Annotated in this window: 16 protein-coding genes and 1 pseudogene; 12 read left to right on the top strand and 5 right to left on the bottom strand. The window is 60.1% G+C overall.

Annotated features, from left to right (window positions below):
- Positions 1–309: 309 nt before the first annotated feature.
- The 4 genes from OCL88_RS20025 to OCL88_RS20010 all read left to right on the top strand — a co-directional run bounded on the left by OCL88_RS20025 (position 310) and on the right by OCL88_RS20010 (position 3,797).
- Positions 310–1,422, top strand: coding sequence for a tyrosine-type recombinase/integrase (locus OCL88_RS20025; RefSeq protein WP_142940340.1), 1,113 nt, complete (start codon positions 310–312; stop codon positions 1,420–1,422).
- Complete coding sequence (locus OCL88_RS20020; protein WP_142940341.1) at positions 1,419–1,757, top strand: helix-turn-helix domain-containing protein; 339 nt, start codon at positions 1,419–1,421, stop codon at positions 1,755–1,757. The genes OCL88_RS20025 and OCL88_RS20020 overlap by 4 nt, the downstream gene beginning before the upstream one ends.
- Before the next feature lie 235 nt (positions 1,758–1,992).
- Positions 1,993–3,303, top strand: coding sequence for a hypothetical protein (locus OCL88_RS20015; protein ID WP_142940342.1), 1,311 nt, complete (start codon positions 1,993–1,995; stop codon positions 3,301–3,303).
- A gap of 242 nt (positions 3,304–3,545) precedes the next feature.
- Complete coding sequence (locus OCL88_RS20010) at positions 3,546–3,797, top strand: hypothetical protein (RefSeq protein WP_264963694.1); 252 nt, start codon at positions 3,546–3,548, stop codon at positions 3,795–3,797.
- Positions 3,798–3,900: 103 nt separating this feature from the next.
- Here the strand turns inward: OCL88_RS20010 and OCL88_RS20005 are convergent, their stop codons facing one another.
- Positions 3,901–4,203, bottom strand: a complete 303-nt coding sequence (locus OCL88_RS20005) for a DUF4193 domain-containing protein (RefSeq protein ID WP_264963693.1) — start codon at positions 4,201–4,203, stop codon at positions 3,901–3,903.
- A gap of 400 nt (positions 4,204–4,603) precedes the next feature.
- On the opposite strand from OCL88_RS20005, the gene OCL88_RS20000 reads away from it, so the two are divergent.
- Positions 4,604–5,170, top strand: coding sequence for a recombinase family protein (locus tag OCL88_RS20000; RefSeq protein ID WP_264963692.1), 567 nt, complete (start codon positions 4,604–4,606; stop codon positions 5,168–5,170).
- A gap of 167 nt (positions 5,171–5,337) precedes the next feature.
- Here the strand turns inward: OCL88_RS20000 and OCL88_RS19995 are convergent, their stop codons facing one another.
- Entirely contained in the window at positions 5,338–6,987 is a 1,650-nt protein-coding gene (locus OCL88_RS19995; RefSeq protein ID WP_264963691.1) for a DUF6119 family protein, read from the bottom strand.
- Between the two features lie 35 nt (positions 6,988–7,022).
- Complete coding sequence (locus tag OCL88_RS21355; protein ID WP_264963690.1) at positions 7,023–7,259, bottom strand: DUF2188 domain-containing protein; 237 nt, start codon at positions 7,257–7,259, stop codon at positions 7,023–7,025.
- Positions 7,260–7,346: 87 nt separating this feature from the next.
- Here OCL88_RS21355 and OCL88_RS19985 point away from each other — a divergent pair, with 87 nt between their 5' ends.
- From OCL88_RS19985 to OCL88_RS19970, 5 genes are all read left to right on the top strand, one after another.
- Entirely contained in the window at positions 7,347–8,195 is an 849-nt protein-coding gene (locus tag OCL88_RS19985) for a hypothetical protein (RefSeq protein WP_264963689.1), read from the top strand.
- Positions 8,192–9,331, top strand: coding sequence for a helix-turn-helix domain-containing protein (locus tag OCL88_RS19980; RefSeq protein WP_264963688.1), 1,140 nt, complete (start codon positions 8,192–8,194; stop codon positions 9,329–9,331). Before OCL88_RS19985 ends, OCL88_RS19980 begins: the two co-directional genes overlap by 4 nt.
- Positions 9,332–9,522: 191 nt before the next feature.
- Entirely contained in the window at positions 9,523–10,170 is a 648-nt protein-coding gene (locus OCL88_RS21350) for a SatD family protein (RefSeq protein ID WP_413775474.1), read from the top strand.
- Positions 10,167–11,018 carry a hypothetical protein gene (locus tag OCL88_RS19975; RefSeq protein WP_264963687.1) on the top strand — a complete coding sequence of 284 codons (852 nt, stop codon included), beginning with the start codon at positions 10,167–10,169 and terminating at the stop codon, positions 11,016–11,018. Before OCL88_RS21350 ends, OCL88_RS19975 begins: the two co-directional genes overlap by 4 nt.
- A gap of 799 nt (positions 11,019–11,817) precedes the next feature.
- A complete protein-coding gene (locus OCL88_RS19970) occupies positions 11,818–12,570 on the top strand; it encodes a non-ribosomal peptide synthetase (RefSeq protein WP_264963686.1) in 753 nt (250 codons plus the stop codon).
- A 112-nt stretch (positions 12,571–12,682) separates the two neighbouring features.
- On the opposite strand, the gene OCL88_RS19965 is transcribed toward OCL88_RS19970, so the two are convergent.
- Both OCL88_RS19965 and OCL88_RS21345 read right to left on the bottom strand, forming a co-directional pair.
- Positions 12,683–12,907, bottom strand: coding sequence for a hypothetical protein (locus OCL88_RS19965; protein WP_264963685.1), 225 nt, complete (start codon positions 12,905–12,907; stop codon positions 12,683–12,685).
- A 294-nt stretch (positions 12,908–13,201) separates the two neighbouring features.
- Complete coding sequence (locus OCL88_RS21345) at positions 13,202–13,639, bottom strand: helix-turn-helix domain-containing protein (protein WP_413775473.1); 438 nt, start codon at positions 13,637–13,639, stop codon at positions 13,202–13,204.
- Positions 13,640–13,887: 248 nt separating this feature from the next.
- Here OCL88_RS21345 and OCL88_RS19960 point away from each other — a divergent pair, with 248 nt between their 5' ends.
- Together OCL88_RS19960 and OCL88_RS19955 are read left to right on the top strand one after the other, a co-directional pair.
- Positions 13,888–14,205, top strand: a complete 318-nt coding sequence (locus tag OCL88_RS19960; RefSeq protein WP_264963684.1) for a hypothetical protein — start codon at positions 13,888–13,890, stop codon at positions 14,203–14,205.
- A gap of 688 nt (positions 14,206–14,893) precedes the next feature.
- Positions 14,894–15,188 (top strand): annotated as a pseudogene (locus OCL88_RS19955) (hypothetical protein); the annotation flags it as partial.

Below are 15,188 nucleotides of genomic sequence, written 5' to 3'. Positions count from 1 at the left end.
ATCACACCCTGAATCACAGGTGCAGAAACGCCGATAATGGACCTTATGTAAAGTAGTAATGACTCTAAGTGCTTTTCCTGCACATCGTGAGGATGTGGGAAACGCCTGCTGGACCTCCCCCAAAGCGGTGCTGACCTGCGATTTTGCCTTGACGGCGGAATTGCCGGGGTTCTGAAGGTGCCCGCTGTTCCGGGCTCATTGTGGGCGCCGTATTTGCCTTCTGAACTGCGGTTTCACTCCTGAGCGATTGCGGTTCTCGCAAACTGTGTGCGAAAATTGCAAAGGGTTCTTGATGATGCGAGGCGAACCATGGCACGGGATGACGGGAATGTTCTCTATGTTCCTTTCGGCGGTCAGACGCCGGATCCAGACTCGTTCCTGGCCCTCGTCCTGGATGGCTGGGCACGCCAGCAGCGTGCGCAGGATTTCTCGCCAGGGACCATCCGCACCAAGCGCAATGTTGTCTTGAGCTTCGTGGACTTCTCGGGCAAATATCCGTGGGAATGGAGCCTTGGCGACGCGGACGACTATTTTTCCCACGCCCGGGCCGTGAGGAACCTCGCCCACGGCACTGTCCGGGGGTATCAGGCGGCGGTGAAGCTGTTCTGTGACTATGCCTGCAGCCCGCAGTACGACTGGTGCGAGCAAAGCGCGAAGCTGTTTGGCCGAGTCTTCTCCCAGGTCGTGACGGAACTGAACCGGGTGACGCATTCGCAGCCGACCGAAGCCCGGCCCGGGAAACGACCCTTCAGCCAGCGTGAGCTACAGGAACTCTTCGACCTCGCAGATCTCGAGGTCGTGCGGATCCTGGACTCGGGCCGCAAGGGTGCCTTGTCTGCATGGCGTGACGCGATTGCTTTCAAGTCTGCCTACAGCTGGGGTCTGCGCTCCGAGGAATTCCGCCGCTTGCAGGTGTCCGATTTTTCCCGCAACGGCAAGGCACCCTACCTCGGAGACCATGGCGTCGTTCTGGTGCGCTGGGGCAAGCCGCACAGGGGTTCAGCCAAGAAGGTCCGGTCCGTCCTCACCGTTTGGGAGTGGTCCGCGGAGATGGTGGCCGATTGGATCAGAAACGGCCTCCCCCGCTACGGCCATCCAGTCACGGACCTGTTCCCCACCAGCGGCGGGAAAGTCGTCAGTGAGTCGCATCTGAACGACCGGCTCCATGACTTCCTGGATGAGCTGGGATACCCCAAGGGACTGGACCTGCATTCCTTCCGCCGCTCCTACGCCACGCACCTGAGCACGGTCGAAGGATTTGATCTGACCTTCGTGCAGCTGCAACTGGGCCATGATCACGCCTACACGACGTCCCTGTATACGCTGCCCTCCCCTGACTACCAGCGCCTCGCCCTTGAGCAAGTGCATGAACGAACCATCAAAGCGGCCCTGGCGCTGCCCTCAGAAAGGAAGCACCCATGAGCAGACGAGAAATCGCCTACACCTGGCGGGTCCGCGAGATCATGGCCCGTCGAGGGGTCCACACCGCCAAGGAGCTCGCTGCTCTCCTGCACGAGCGCGGCATTACCCTGACCGCCAACGCAATTTGGCGGATCGTGACCCAGGAGCCCGAACGGATCTCCTTCAAGGTTCTCGTCGCACTCTGTGATGCCCTGGATGTAACACCCAACGACCTCATCACTTACTCAGCCACCGAAGCCAAGACCATCCGGCACCGCAAAGCTGCCGGCGAAGACATCCCTGACCTGCACAAATACCGCCCAGTGCGCGCACGAATCGTCGAGGACGATGGCTAACCCGGGACGGCCCGCCACCGGAGGCAACGGATCCGCGCGGCCACCCACAATCAATTACCTGCAGACCTCCAGGAAACGGGGCCGGCCACGCTCCAGCGGGGATTATCTCTGCGGCCGGTGCAACCTGATGGTGGCTAAGATCCGGGTGCGCTGGCCTGACGGCCCGGTCTGCGGAGCCTGCTTCACGGAAGCCACCCACACTCGCGGCAGATGCCCCCGCTGCCTCGAAACCCGCATGCTCCCCGGACGCTCCCCTGACCACCAACCGATCTGCCGCGACTGCGCGGGCATCACCACCGACCTCACCTGCACCCGATGCAACCGTGAAATCGAAAGGTTCCGCGCCGGCCTTTGCATCCGCTGCGCTCTCCAGGACGACCTCACCGCGGTGCTCAAACCCGGTGACAACCTCAGCCTCCACCGCCTCATCAGCCTCCTCACCGAAACCGGCAGGCCCGAAAGCATCTACACCTACATGCGCCCTGGCACCCGAGCCAGGGAACTACTGAGCTCCATAGGCGACCGAACTCTCCCGCTGACACACGAAGCCTTTGACGCGCTCCCCCGGTCAACCGCCGCAGAGCACCTGCGCTACCTGCTCATGCACCACCGCATCATGCCCGGACGCGGCAACGAAAAGCTCGTACGCTTCGAGCAATGGCTTGCCAGCAAAATCAGCGACCTCCCCGATGATGGAACAACCCAAACCATCGAACGCTTCGCAACATGGCACCACCTCAAGCGCATCCGCGACAGAGCCACAGACCCAACAGTGAACCTCGAAACCGTCACCCACGCGGCCAAACAGGAAATCACCGAAGCCGCCAAACTTCTCATCTGGCTCCGCAATACTCATGGCATCGGAGCCGACGAACTCAGGCAAGCCCACATCGACGAATATCTCAGCATCGGGCCCAGCACCCACAAACATGTCCGCAACTTCGCACGCTGGCTCAACCGGCAAGGCCGCAGACCCTACGGGAAGCTCGACGTGCCCTTCAGGCCCGCACATTCCGTGCCAATGATCACCCAACAGGAACGCATCGAACTGGTCCGCAACTGCCTCGATTACAACCACGTCATCACATCGACACGCCTTGCAGGCCTCATCCTGCTGCTCTGGGCTCACCCCATCAACAAGATCGTCATGCTCAGCCGGGCCGACATCGAGAGCACCCCCGAGGGCATGTTCCTCAAGCTGGGCACCATTCCCGCCGCAATACCTGAAGCACTAACAGGGATGTTCTGGAACCAGCACCAGGGAAGCGGGAACCGGAACACCACTAACACGAACACTAACTGGCTGTTCCCAGGCACCCGGGCAGGCCAGTACATCCACCCGGCGACCCTTTCCGAACGACTCAAAGTCCTGGGCATCGATGGCCAGAGAGCCCGAAACGCAACACTGCGCGACCTCACCCAAGAAGTCGACGCCCGAACGCTGATGGATCTACTCGGTTACAGACCCGCCATCATCGCCCAACACGCCGCGAGATCGGCCACGAGAATGTCTGACTACATCGCCCTCAAGCAACGCCGCACCTGAGCATCCTGAGAAAACGGATAAAGCATTGCGCCACTAACTAAGTTGAAGCTTCAAGTGAGTGCTCTTTTCAGCTTATCACCGGCCCGCTTCCGAAGCATGGTGATGGACACCACCGATGCCGCGCGGATAGTTTCTGACCAGCACCATCCGGTGCTGCCGCGCACGACACCAGCACCCCGGGCCGGATACGGATCGGACACCCCGTGCCGGGTACGGATCAGAAAGGAAGCAGCAGGCGGGGCATGAGCCATTTTGACGACTTTCTCCGGGAATCCACCAGCACCGAACCCGGCAGCGAAACCGGACTGGACGCCGAGGAACTCTACGGGCTGTATATCAGCTGGTGCGCGCTGAGCGGGTGCCCGCCGGAGTCGGCCGAGGCGCTGTGGGATGCCCTCGCCGCCAGGGACGTCGACCCGGAATCGAATACCCTGTCAATGACGGGGCCGGCTGCGGCGGACTACATCGTCTCGAGCGCACCCGACCTCCCCTAGGAAGGACTGCCGCCGTCAGCAATTCAGGCCGACAGCCGGCATTATGTCAACCGTCGGCTCGAGGGCCTGGACAGGGATCACCTGCGGATCCGGGGTGCTCCCTTTACCCCTCGCATTCGATGCAGTAGGACTGTCCATTGTTTTCCCGCGCCAGCTGGGACCGGTGCCGGACCAGGAAGCAGGACGAGCAGGTGAATTCATCCTTGCCTTGCGGGATGACCTGAACGATCAGCTCCTCGGAGACAATCTCGCCGCCGGGTGTCAGGCCCTCGTCGAGGGCGTCGGCTTCGTCAAGCTCGGTGACGACGCTTCGTGCGTCCGGGGCGCTGGCCGACTGCAGGTCTTCCAGCGAACGCTCCTGGGATTCCTTGACGTCGGAGCGGACTTCGTCGTAATCGGTTGCCACTGCTGGTACTTCCCATTCCTGATGTGGTTCTTTTCGGACGAGGGTGCAACGTCCCCGGCCGTACCCATGTTCCCGCATCAGATTCTGGATGAAGATTGCGATTGGGGCGCCACGGCAGTTGCCGGGCGCAACATGATAACCACCGTGCGGCCCGTTCTGGCCCTGCCACTCCCCCGGGCCGCGCGTGGCGAAGCTCCGGCCAGATAGCGGCTGGACCGGAGCTTCACCTCAGTGTCTAGCTGCAACCTGAGAATTCGCTGACAATGCCGGCGACACGAGGCCCTGGTTTGCGGCAGTTGAGCCACCCGGCGCGAGGCGGGCCTGACTGCGTGGCGGCTCTTGACGCGCATCAGGAATGGCGCTGACACTCAATCCCACACGGTGAAGGGTGGAGGCAGCCATGGCAGGTCAACGCATCGGGTACGTGCGCGTAAGCTCGCTGGACCAAAACGAGAAGCGCCAGCTCGAAGGCCAGGTTTTAGACCGGGTTTTCACCGACAAAGCTTCCGGCAGGGACACCGCCAGGCCCCAGCTCGTAGAGCTCTTGCGGTTCGCCCGCGACGGCGATGCCGTGGTGGTGCACAGCATGGACCGGCTCGCCCGCAACCTGGACGACCTGCGCGCCCTGGTGCAGGGCCTCACCCGCAGAGGAGTACGCGTCGAATTCTTGAAAGAGAACCTGGTCTTCACCGGCGAGGACTCACCGCTGGCCAACCTAATGCTCTCCGTCATGGGAGCATTCGCAGAGTTCGAACGCTCATTGATCAGGGAGCGGCAACGGGAAGGAATTGCCCTCGCCAAACAGCGCGGAGCTTACAAGGGACGGAAGAAAACACTCTCACCGGAACGGGCCGCTGAAATGGTGGAGCGCGCCGGCACTGGGGTCTCGAAAGTCACATTGGCCCGCGAGTACGGGATCAGCAGGGAAACGGTCTACCAGTACCTACGCCATTCCTGGCTGGAGTAACCACCCTATGTCCGGGCCCCACGATGCTGGCCCGAGCGATCCGGCAGTACGGCATTGATTACCCCGCCCTCCCCTGTGATCCAGAGTGTTATTTAACGCTATTCCGCGTACGTTGGCCTGCGCTGTCTGCCAGAGAAACCCCGCAGATTCAGTTGCCGACGGCTTTCCTATTTATCCTCTTTGATGATGGGGACCAGAAATACATCGACGCTTCGTGAAGCGAGTGCCCGGTCCTGCCGCCCAAGATTGACCTGAGTAAAGGTGTAGAGGGAGTCTGCGTCCAGCAGTTTTCCCGTTTTGGCCATAACGATAACCACCTGCTTCGGCATGAGCTGGTAGTCAGCCGGATCGGCGCCTTGTTGTTCGATCCTGGCTGCGAGGCTCTGCCTTGCCGTCTTGTCGTAGGTCAGGACTTCAGTGGACACCAACGCTTGGGCGAGTAGGTGGCTTGCTGGTGATGACGAATCCGCGTGCTTAACGTGGATGAATGTTCCATCTTTAAGGAGCACGTCGCAGGCCTCAATCCTTCCCTTGCGCGTGTCGCCTTGGATCAACTGACGATCAAGGCACAGACCGCCGGTAAGTTCGGCAAGCTCCTGGTTGTAGGCCAACTCGTCCCCGGATTTAGTCGTCCACGCTGGGAGCGCTGGCAGCGGCGAAGCCCTGTTGAAGATCTCCACGGTCCGTTTCCGGACAGTTTCGGCGTAGTCCTGTTCCATGATGTACCACCGTCCCCCATGGAGAAAGTACTTCCGGCCGTCTCTGTCAGTTTCGTACGATATCCATTTCCGTACGGGCAGCTTGCCGCTGGCCAGCTGCTCATCCGCGTTTTCCAAAAGGATGACGGCAAGGCTGTCGAACTTTTGCTTCCGGCGAGCTGGGGGCGCCTTGCGAACAGGCTCCAGCAGGGCATCGAGTGTAGGAAGTCCGTCTCGAGGGGATCGTTCCGACGTGCCGACAAGCTTGTATGCCTGGGGCATGCCGAATTCGTCAATGGTTTCGTGAGGCCATGCCAGGCCAAGCCGCTTACCGTCGGAGTCAATGATGGCCTCGAGCAAGTCTTCGTCGAGGGTCGTAATCAGCTCCTTGTCTTTAATGAGCGTCAGTTTCTCCAAGAAGCCCAGCTCCTCACTCACAGGTGGGAGCTCCAGTGTCTTCTTGATGCTCTCCAGGTCTTGGAGAAAGGCCTCGGGCTTCTTAGACAGCGGCAGGCTGAGGGCATCGGCGCCGCGGATAGTGACGGGCTTCAGGGGGTTGCCTACGCCTTGCACGTTGCCGGAGGCCACGAGGCGCGTGGCGAGTTCGCCGATGTCTTCAAAGCCAAAGCTCCGCAGTGACGCCCCCGACGGGATTGATGATCGCTCTGTCTTGGCTCTTTCATCGAGAGTTACTTTGGTGAGGGAGTTCAGCCTGGTTTGGTCAGCACAGCGTATAGCTATGCGCTGACCGAAGCCGTTATCAACGTATCGCTGATCAAGGAGCTGGAATCCCATGCCAAACGTAACTGCCCAGACAACACCGTCGTCCGCAGCGGCCTCTACTGCTGCGGCCTCGTCCTGTCTGCTGTGCGAGACGCTCGGCTGCTCGTCGGGGATCAGGAGTACCGCAGCAGGAACAGAGCTTTTCAGGCTGACTGCCTTGCCGCTCAGGCTGTGAAGGTTGGGGCCCCAGCCCACGTCCTTTTCCTCGGTCCTACCGGAGAAAAGCAGGGCCGAACGGTCGCCTACGTGCACTGTCTCACCGTGGAAGCCTTCCACGTATTTTTCTCGGATCGCATCTACTGACGAGACGAGCCCCGTGAGTCGATACAGGGACATCCGGCTTTCTTCACTCGCCGGCACTGGCACCTGTTTCAGCCCTTGGTAGAACGAGGGTCGTTGGCAGGGCTGATCGTGTCCTGCTTCCGAATCTGGCCGTTGAGGCCTCTGACCTGGAGCTCCCCTCCCCCGTCTTTTGACAGGAATTGCCGAGCCCGAACTATCGCTTCACCTTGTGTTCTGGCTACAGCAGACGCCCGTGTGGACTCCGGTTTTTTGACTTCGAACGTGCCGTCATCGCGTTTCTGCACAATCCGCCTGTTAGTCCCCATAACCCGTCCTTCATCTTGAACCAGACCCGGCAGTCTTCCGCTGCCCTCCGGCAACCATAAGCGAGAAAAGTCGAAGAAGCAAGGGTTTTGCTTAATTTCTCCGCACAGAAAGCATGTTCAGCTAATTTTTCTGGCTCCGAAATGGCTATTGATGCTGTGTGCTTTACTTGTTGCATGTACCCATGGAACGCAGGCGGACTTGAGTTTCTTGACTCACTCACAGACAAGTTCAGGGAGTCGGAACTGCTGGACTGGCTTCACAAGACGATCAGTGATGTCTGGGCCATCAACATGGATCGCTATGAACCGGCCGCTCTTGGGGACACCGCCGGCGCGTTCGGCATCTTGTCCGCGCACAATATTCGTCAAAGGGCTTTGAAAGCATTTCAAGCGGGGGAAGGTGCTTGGGGGGCGACCCGAGCCAGGGCATCCGAACCTGACGGCTCGCTGCTAATCACAGCAGGGGGTGTGAATCTCCATATCCTCAAGGCGCCGCGCAGCGGAAGCAGGACTCCCTTATGGGAACGCGACTTCAAATGGGACAGCAACAGCTTGACGAGATTGAATGCGGCACTGCGGAACGCCGCGTTCACGCCCACTCAAGCAAGTAGTTCAGGCCAGGAGTCTCTGTTCGATCTAGCAGCCGTCGACCAGAACACCCGTTCTGCAGTTCATGCCTACTCTGATGTGTTCTTGGTGTGGAGCGGGCAAGAATCCACGGGACTAACAGCTGGCTGGCTGGGCATTCCGGTGATAGGCCCTAGTCCATGGATTGCAGTAAGCCGCCCTTTGTGGCTGGACGAAACCGACGAGGACATGATGTTGCCCGACCCCTCATCGATACAGCCAACGGACTCAGCCGACTTTGACGCGCTCGAAGAGCCGACGCCAAAGGTCCGGCTGAAGATCAAGCCGTCTAAAGAGGAATCGAAATGACCAGCGAATCCGACCAGCTCACGGCAGCACGACGACGACGTGCCGACGGCGCTGTGGTCGACTTCGATGGGCAAAGGCTGGCCGTGGCGCGACGACTCAAGCGCCTCCAGCGAACCACCCTTGCCTCGAACGCGGGCATCACACCAGCCGCCGTAACCCAATTCGAGAAGGGACAAAGCCGCCCCACACGTACGGTCCTGGGACAACTGGCCCTCGCGCTCGGTGTACCTACCGAGTATCTGCGGATGGGACGACCCATCACCCAAGTGCCAGCCACGGAAGCGCATTTTCGATCTCTTCGCGCTACGCCCGCCCTCACGCGCGACCAAGCCCTAGCCTTTGCCGAAACGGGTTTGGCCGTGATTGACGTGCTTGAACAATACGTCGAATTGCCGGAAGTCAACTTGCCAGCCGCTTTCCTGCCGGAAACGCCAAGTAGCTCGGAAATCTCTGCCGCTGCCGCCGAGGTCCGCAAATCGTGGGGCGTTCCTTCCGGGCCAATAGCCAACATGGTGCGACTCGTTGAAGCGAATGGAATCATCGCTCTAAGGCTTCCCAACTTCATCGACTCGGCCGTCGACGCCTTCTCTACCAACGCGGGTGAACGTCCGCTCATCCTCCTCTCTCCACAGAAGGACGACAAAGCACGAAGCCGCTTTGATGCAGCGCACGAAGTAGGCCACCTTGTGATGCACGAAGGAGTCGGACCTGGTTCCAAGCTCGTCGAGAATCAAGCGCATGGCTTCGCGGCCGCCTTCTTAATGCCAGAAGAAGAGATCATCCCGGACCTGCCCAAACGGCTCGATTGGGAAACACTTCAGCAAGCAAAGAAAAAATGGGGAGTTAGCCTCAGAGCTCTCTGCTTCCGAGCCAATCGGCTCGGCTTATGGTCAGATGCACTCTACCGCAGGGCAAACATCCAACTATCAACGATGGGACTACCCGAACCTGGACCACTTGGCCCACCAGAGTCACCATCTCTTCTAGAAAAGGCCAAAGATCTACTCCTCTCCGAGGCCATTTCCCTTGAAGAGATTGCAACATCTAGCCGCTTTCCGTTAGAGCAGCTCGAATCGGTAATAGCGGCTGGCAGTGGCAGGAAGCAGCGAAAACTTGTCGTGGTGGACCCTCACTAGATCTCACTACCTGTCGGGTCAACTGCGGAGGCCTCGTCGACTTGTTGATCCGGCAAGTTGAGCCGCCCACACACTCAGCAGACAGAATCTGCAATTTGGACGTAGCCCGTCATACGGTCGTTATCGTGGCGGCTCATCGATTCACCGCTAAGAACTTATACACCCCGAGGAATAAGCTATAGGCTAATGGAATGTCAGGTCTCGTCATAGCTCTCATCGTGGACATTGTGGAGTCTCGGAAGCTCAAAGATCGCGTCGGTGCCCAAAGGTCCATCCGCACCACGTTTGAAGACGCCTTGCGGGTGCACCGACCCCTCCGGCCTCTTTGGCCTACTGTCGGAGACGAATTCCAGGCCATATTCCCAACACTGGGTCACGCTCTTCTAGCGACAACACAAGTCCGTCTATCACTACCCGACGATGTGGACTGCAGATTCGGATTGGGGCGGGGGGAAACAGTCGACGTTGATGAGCAGGCCCCAGGGGCTATCCAAGATGGATCGGCATGGTGGAATGCACGAAGAGCGATCGAGGAGACGCACCGACGAGAGCATGGCGGAGAACCTTATCTTCGCTCGTGGTTCATATCCAATACCCCCAGGGAAGTCAGTGCAATGGCGCTGGTCAACAGTTTTTTGCTGCTCCGAGACGCATCCATCAGCTCAATGCGCCCGCGCGATCGTCGGCTAACTGCAGGCTCCCTTTACGGATATACACAATCCGAACTGGCAGAACAGGAGCAGATCACTCAGTCTGCGGTCTCGCAGAGCTTACGGCGGTCGGGGGGAGCGGCTCTTGTGGCAGCCCAGCATGAACTGCTGAAAGGCGAGATCCAGTGATTGGCTCCATTCTTCTTCTGATGGTGGGCCTAGTTGATTTCATAGTGGGACGCCGCTGGCGGTCCCTAATGCTCCGGCTCGTGCTTCTGGGGACTATAGCGGCGCTGGCAGTCATCGGGTTGGGGTTTGAGCCGCTAATAGCCGCCGCCTGCGCAGTGATTGCCTTGTGTTGGGTGTGGGCCACGCGCCCCTCAAAATCGACGCCCAAGGACAATGGCGATTCGGGCGTGCCCGCCCCCAGGCTCTGGCCACCCATCTCGTTGTTCGTTCTCGTCTTTGTCATCACGGCCTACGACCGAACGCCTGAAACGGCCAAGGGATTCCTTGTAGACGCTCACTCGGCTGCAGTTCTAAAATCGGCAGCGTCCATTTCTCTTGAAACCGTGCTGGCGGCGATAGCTGCGGGCTTCTTTCTTTTGAAGAGTGCTAACAACGTCACGCTTGCAGCGCTGGGACGCGCCCACGAGGAAGACGCGTCAAAGGCAGCCAGCGCCAGCACGGAAACCGAAGCAACCAGTGCGGAGTCCAAGAACAAGTGGGAACTGTTCATCAGCAGCGTCAAAGTGGCAAGCGTACGCGCCGGAGAAAAGCCGAAACGAGGCCCCGAGCTAAAAGGCGGCCGGCTCATCGGCCCGATCGAGCGCTTACTTATCGTCGTACTTGCATTCGCCGGCGCCCCGCAGATTATCGCGGCATTGGCGGCAGCGAAAGGCATCGTCCGTTTCCCCGAGATCTCAGAAGACCGGGGTTCCGGCTCGAAGGCGGAGGAGTTTCTAGTGGGGAGCCTCGCGAGCTGGACACTTTCTGCCATCGCGGTCCTCTACCTGAACTTTGTTCACAAGGGTTAGACAACGAATATAAGCTGCGGACTAATATCATCCTACGTATAAGCGGTGACCTTATGCCGGCCCCGGCAACCCTGTGGGTGTCGTGCCCAGCAAGGCGCGGCGCAAATGACGCGCTCTGCCCTGTGTACATAAGTTGTGAGCACCACGATAGCTCCCTAGACACTGGGCACTACGAGTCAACTCGCACGCTTGGGGTCTAGTCGGCATGGCCGTTGCCTAATTCCTGACAGATGGCGACGTCTTAGGGGGCTGCAGGAGACCAGTTGCCGGCGCGCGGGGAGTGCCTTCTCGGCTCTTGCTTTACAGAATATCCATTATCGGCTCTTGAGTGGGACGAGTAGAAGTAGATGAGAGGACTCGTCTCGATCTGCTTTTCGGAAGTTTCCGCAGGTCAAACTAATCCTTCGTCGACCTGATACCGATCATCCCTAGCGGGCGATTGTGCGCCAAGGCGCGGCGTAGCAACGTAACCTCTCATTAGATGAGAGATTTTTGCGTACAGTTGGGTCAGTGAGCATCGAACCTGGGCTCATGACCTCTCCCCCGCCGCCAACGGTAGCTTGACGAAGGCTAACTATCGGCCTGCAGAGGGGCGACGCTGCAGGTCGTGCTGGCCGGGCCGCGCTGGAAGCGCGGCTGGAAGGCTGCACCGGCCCGACCGCGCTGGGGGTGTTGTCCCTCCTGGGCAGTAGCGAGGAAGCAGTCCTTGGCGTAGCCTACAGCGGTCTAAGACAAGTCCATTTGAGTTAGGGTTTACCTGCTGATCGCCCTGGAGGCCGAGAATTCCCTGCCGTCCCTGATGGTCTACCTAGCCGCCCTGTCCTCCGGCAATCCATTGCTGATCCTGCCCGCAGCCGGCGGGACGGCCGCTGCGACCCTGATTGCCGCGTACGATCCGGACATCGTGGTCCGCGCATCCGGGGGCGAGGCCGTCGTGGACGTGCGGAGGGAGGAAACCCGGCATGAGCTGCACCCGGAGCTGGCGCTCCTGCTGAGCACCTCCGGATCCACCGGCTCACCGAAACTCGTACGTCTGTCCGCCGAGGCCGTGCAGGCCAACGCCTCAGCAATAGCCCAGTACCTGCACCTGCGCCCCGGCGACACCGCGGCCACCACGCTCCCCTTCTCCTACTGCTACGGGATGAGTGTGGTGAACAGCCACCTCCTGGCCGCGGTGGAAGGCCAGCATGACCTTGCACTGGTGGCCAAAACCCTCGCCCAGGATTTGGGCCTGCCACGCTCGGCGATTCAGCTTCATCCCGTGAAATCCATACCGCGGCTCACCAACGGAAAACCGGACTACCCCGCCGTCCTGGCCCTGGCATCCCGGAAGAATGACCGTGCCGGCGCCACGCCCATTGCAGCTGAACCAGCGGCATACCCGGCTTACGTGCGGAGGATCTTCGCAGAGGTCCTTGAACAGGAAAACATCGCCGACACGGACACCTTCGTTTCCCTGGACGGTGACTCACTGTCCTACGTGGCAGCGTCGGTCAGGCTGGAGCGCGCACTTGGGATCATTCCGCAGGACTGGCACCATGCCGGTCTGTGAACTTGCGCCTGCCCCGCACCGCGCGCAGAGCACACCGGCCGCGGCCGCGTCTGCGTTTGCAAGCCGACGAATCAGTCCCGCCGGGCGAGCGCCGCGGGGCTGGCACCGGCGGCTACTTGCCCCGATGGAAACGGGCATCGTCCTCCGCGCCATTGCCATCATCTTCATCGTCTCCACGCGCATTGGTTTCTTCGACTAGGAAGGCACCGCCCACGTACTCATCGCCGTTGCCGGTTATAACTTTTGCCCGCTTCCAGCTGACCGGAAACCGCCGTACCCGGCTCCGGAGGCAACTGCGCAGCGCTGCCCGGATCGTCGTGCCCAGCGTCGCGGTCATCGGCTTCACCTTCGCCGTGACCGATACCTATACCTTGGGCCAATGTCTTCCTGCTGAACCCCCTGCTGGGCCCGGAAGGATGGACCAACTACTCCCGGTTTTGGTTCATCGAAATCCTGGTCCACATCCTGCTGGGCCTCGCCGCCCTTCTGGCAATACCGGCCGCTTACCGCGCTCAGCGCAGATGGCCGTTCGGGTTCGCCCTAGCCCTGATAGCCAACGCCGGACATTCGGACACTCTCCAACTCATCGTTGAGCCTCGTCGAAGTAACCATTGTTTGGCAGTTCGGTAGATCAATCCTGCCTCCACGACCGCGCCGACGCCATCCTGTGCGCTGTGTGCGAGCAACATTTTCCGCTCGCCGTGCAGTGCATGGGTCGGATGTCACCTGGCCGCGACGGCGGTCGCTGCCCTCCTGGGCCCGAGCTGAGCAGATAGAACACGCTCATGTCATCCCGCAAAGCCAGGACTGGGGGCAAGCCAAGATGGCTTACAGCTTGCAAGGCAACCGGCGCCCGCTCGTGCAGCGCTCGGTAGATCGGCACCCTCAATGCGAGGGATAGCGCCCGAGGAGCGAGCCGATACCCAGAGCTTGCGTTGTCCACAACCATGCCCGCTGCCTTCAGGCTGAGAAGCAAGCGATGGGTCGATGAGATCGAGTCGCCCGTTGCGCTGGCCAGCGACCGGACGGTTGCGTGGTCGGCTCGAGCCAGCGCCTCTAGAACGCTCATGGCCCGCAACACCTTTGTTGAGGTTTTGGTGGACATAGGGGTTGGCTGTCTCGCGTCTCGCTCTGTGTGACACAGCGCAGTGTGGCAAGCACACACCTGACACTATAGGCCCCACAACAGAGGCCAGCCGATGGAGTGCAAAATGAGCGCACGTCAGCGTGTAGGCGTAATTGTCTCTTCGGTAAACACCGTGAGGCGAAGACGACCTCCGTCTTCGCCTTGCGGCTGAAGTGGATTTTAGCGTCGGCATGTCGGTCGAGGAGTTCGAAGCGCTACAAGACATTGCGCCTGCCGAGGCTCTGCGGGACGCTGGTGTGGACCTCATCCTCTTCTCCTGCTCGGCAGGCAGCATGAATGGCGATCCTGGCTTCAATCAGGAGATGTCTGCCCGCCTCAGCGAAGTTGCTGGCGTGCCGGCAGCTACCACGACGATCTCGGCGCTACAGGCACTCGGTGTGCGCCGCTTTCGCCCCCACAACACCGATGGCACCGTGGGTGCACGAGGCGGAGGTAGGCTACAGTTAGCCTTTGATTTCCTTTGTAGGTCCTCCGGTATGAGCTTCTAAGGCAGCCCGATCGTGCCTCGCGATGCCCAGTGAAGCGCCACTACAACACTTCCAGGAGATACAGTGTCAGATCTCTCGACGCCGGGCACCCTCCCTGCGCCACCGACAAAACATCAGCTGGCACTGATGATCTGGCTGGCCGTATTTCCGACTCTGACTCTAATCAATGTCGTGTTCGAAAACTGCCTAACTAATTTGCACCCAGTCCTGCGTACCTTCGTGCTGGCGACGGTGACAGTTCCTATCGTTACCTACGGGATCTTGCCGTACCTTCACCGGCTGCGTTATCGACTGTTGGGACGGAGTGCGGGTTCGCTACCTGCGGAGGGTCGCCGTGGTACGTGACCGCCGGCCAGAGAGTTGCGGCTCAACTCATCCGTAAGTGATCTCGATGAGCAGTAGAGTCGTTCTTGGCTGCCCCGTCAGCTGGCACTGACGGTTAGGCGGCGGCGGAATTTCCACGACAAGCAAGGCTAGCCGGGATGCTGGCGCATGTGCTCAACTGCAATATTTGACTAAGTCGTGTAACGAGATTTAGGGAAATGATTCCCACATAACGGACTGGCTAATAGGGGCATCTGGAGCTGTTCCACCTTGCACCAGATGCCCCTGAAGTCGCTGCTTTGCTTAGCCCGGACTAAAGGGGTGACCCATTCAGGCGGCGAGGAGCAGGTGGCCGTATTTTACGGTGGATTCGGCGCAGGAATCCCGCAAACGGGAGGCCACCCGGTCCCTGCTGGATCATCAGCGCACCGTGAACCGCAATGCCCTCACGGCCCTGCTCCGCAGTATCGACCTCGGAATCGACGCGCGGTCATCCCTACGGGACGCACAGATCACCACAATTGCAGCCTGGCGGACCTCAAACAGCGCCGACCCTGTAATCCGAATCGCCCGCGTCGAAGCCAAACGCCTGGCCCTGGCCGTCTGTCAATGGCCATTGGTTTCTGCCCACGGACGGCCAGTTAATCGGCCCGCTGGTG

This window comes from Paenarthrobacter sp. PAE-2 (assembly GCF_026013155.1).
GTDB classification, from domain to species: domain Bacteria; phylum Actinomycetota; class Actinomycetes; order Actinomycetales; family Micrococcaceae; genus Arthrobacter; species Arthrobacter ureafaciens.
This window is presented reverse-complemented; position numbering and strand designations above follow the sequence as displayed.

What these genes read in the sequence shown, in the direction of transcription:
- OCL88_RS20025 (WP_142940340.1), top strand. Translation starts at nt 310, where the DNA reads ATGGCACGGGATGACGGGAATGTTCTCTATGTTCCTTTCGGCGGTCAG.
- OCL88_RS20020 (WP_142940341.1), top strand. Translation starts at nt 1,419, where the DNA reads ATGAGCAGACGAGAAATCGCCTACACCTGGCGGGTCCGCGAGATCATG.
- OCL88_RS20015 (WP_142940342.1), top strand. Translation starts at nt 1,993, where the DNA reads ATGCTCCCCGGACGCTCCCCTGACCACCAACCGATCTGCCGCGACTGC.
- OCL88_RS20010 (WP_264963694.1), top strand. Translation starts at nt 3,546, where the DNA reads ATGAGCCATTTTGACGACTTTCTCCGGGAATCCACCAGCACCGAACCC.
- OCL88_RS20000 (WP_264963692.1), top strand. Translation starts at nt 4,604, where the DNA reads ATGGCAGGTCAACGCATCGGGTACGTGCGCGTAAGCTCGCTGGACCAA.
- OCL88_RS19995 (WP_264963691.1), bottom strand. Translation starts at nt 6,987, where the DNA reads ATGTCCCTGTATCGACTCACGGGGCTCGTCTCGTCAGTAGATGCGATC.
- OCL88_RS21355 (WP_264963690.1), bottom strand. Translation starts at nt 7,259, where the DNA reads ATGGGGACTAACAGGCGGATTGTGCAGAAACGCGATGACGGCACGTTC.
- OCL88_RS19980 (WP_264963688.1), top strand. Translation starts at nt 8,192, where the DNA reads ATGACCAGCGAATCCGACCAGCTCACGGCAGCACGACGACGACGTGCC.
- OCL88_RS21350 (WP_413775474.1), top strand. Translation starts at nt 9,523, where the DNA reads ATGTCAGGTCTCGTCATAGCTCTCATCGTGGACATTGTGGAGTCTCGG.
- OCL88_RS19970 (WP_264963686.1), top strand. Translation starts at nt 11,818, where the DNA reads ATGGTCTACCTAGCCGCCCTGTCCTCCGGCAATCCATTGCTGATCCTG.
- OCL88_RS19965 (WP_264963685.1), bottom strand. Translation starts at nt 12,907, where the DNA reads ATGACCGCGACGCTGGGCACGACGATCCGGGCAGCGCTGCGCAGTTGC.
- OCL88_RS21345 (WP_413775473.1), bottom strand. Translation starts at nt 13,639, where the DNA reads ATGAGCGTTCTAGAGGCGCTGGCTCGAGCCGACCACGCAACCGTCCGG.
- OCL88_RS19960 (WP_264963684.1), top strand. Translation starts at nt 13,888, where the DNA reads ATGTCGGTCGAGGAGTTCGAAGCGCTACAAGACATTGCGCCTGCCGAG.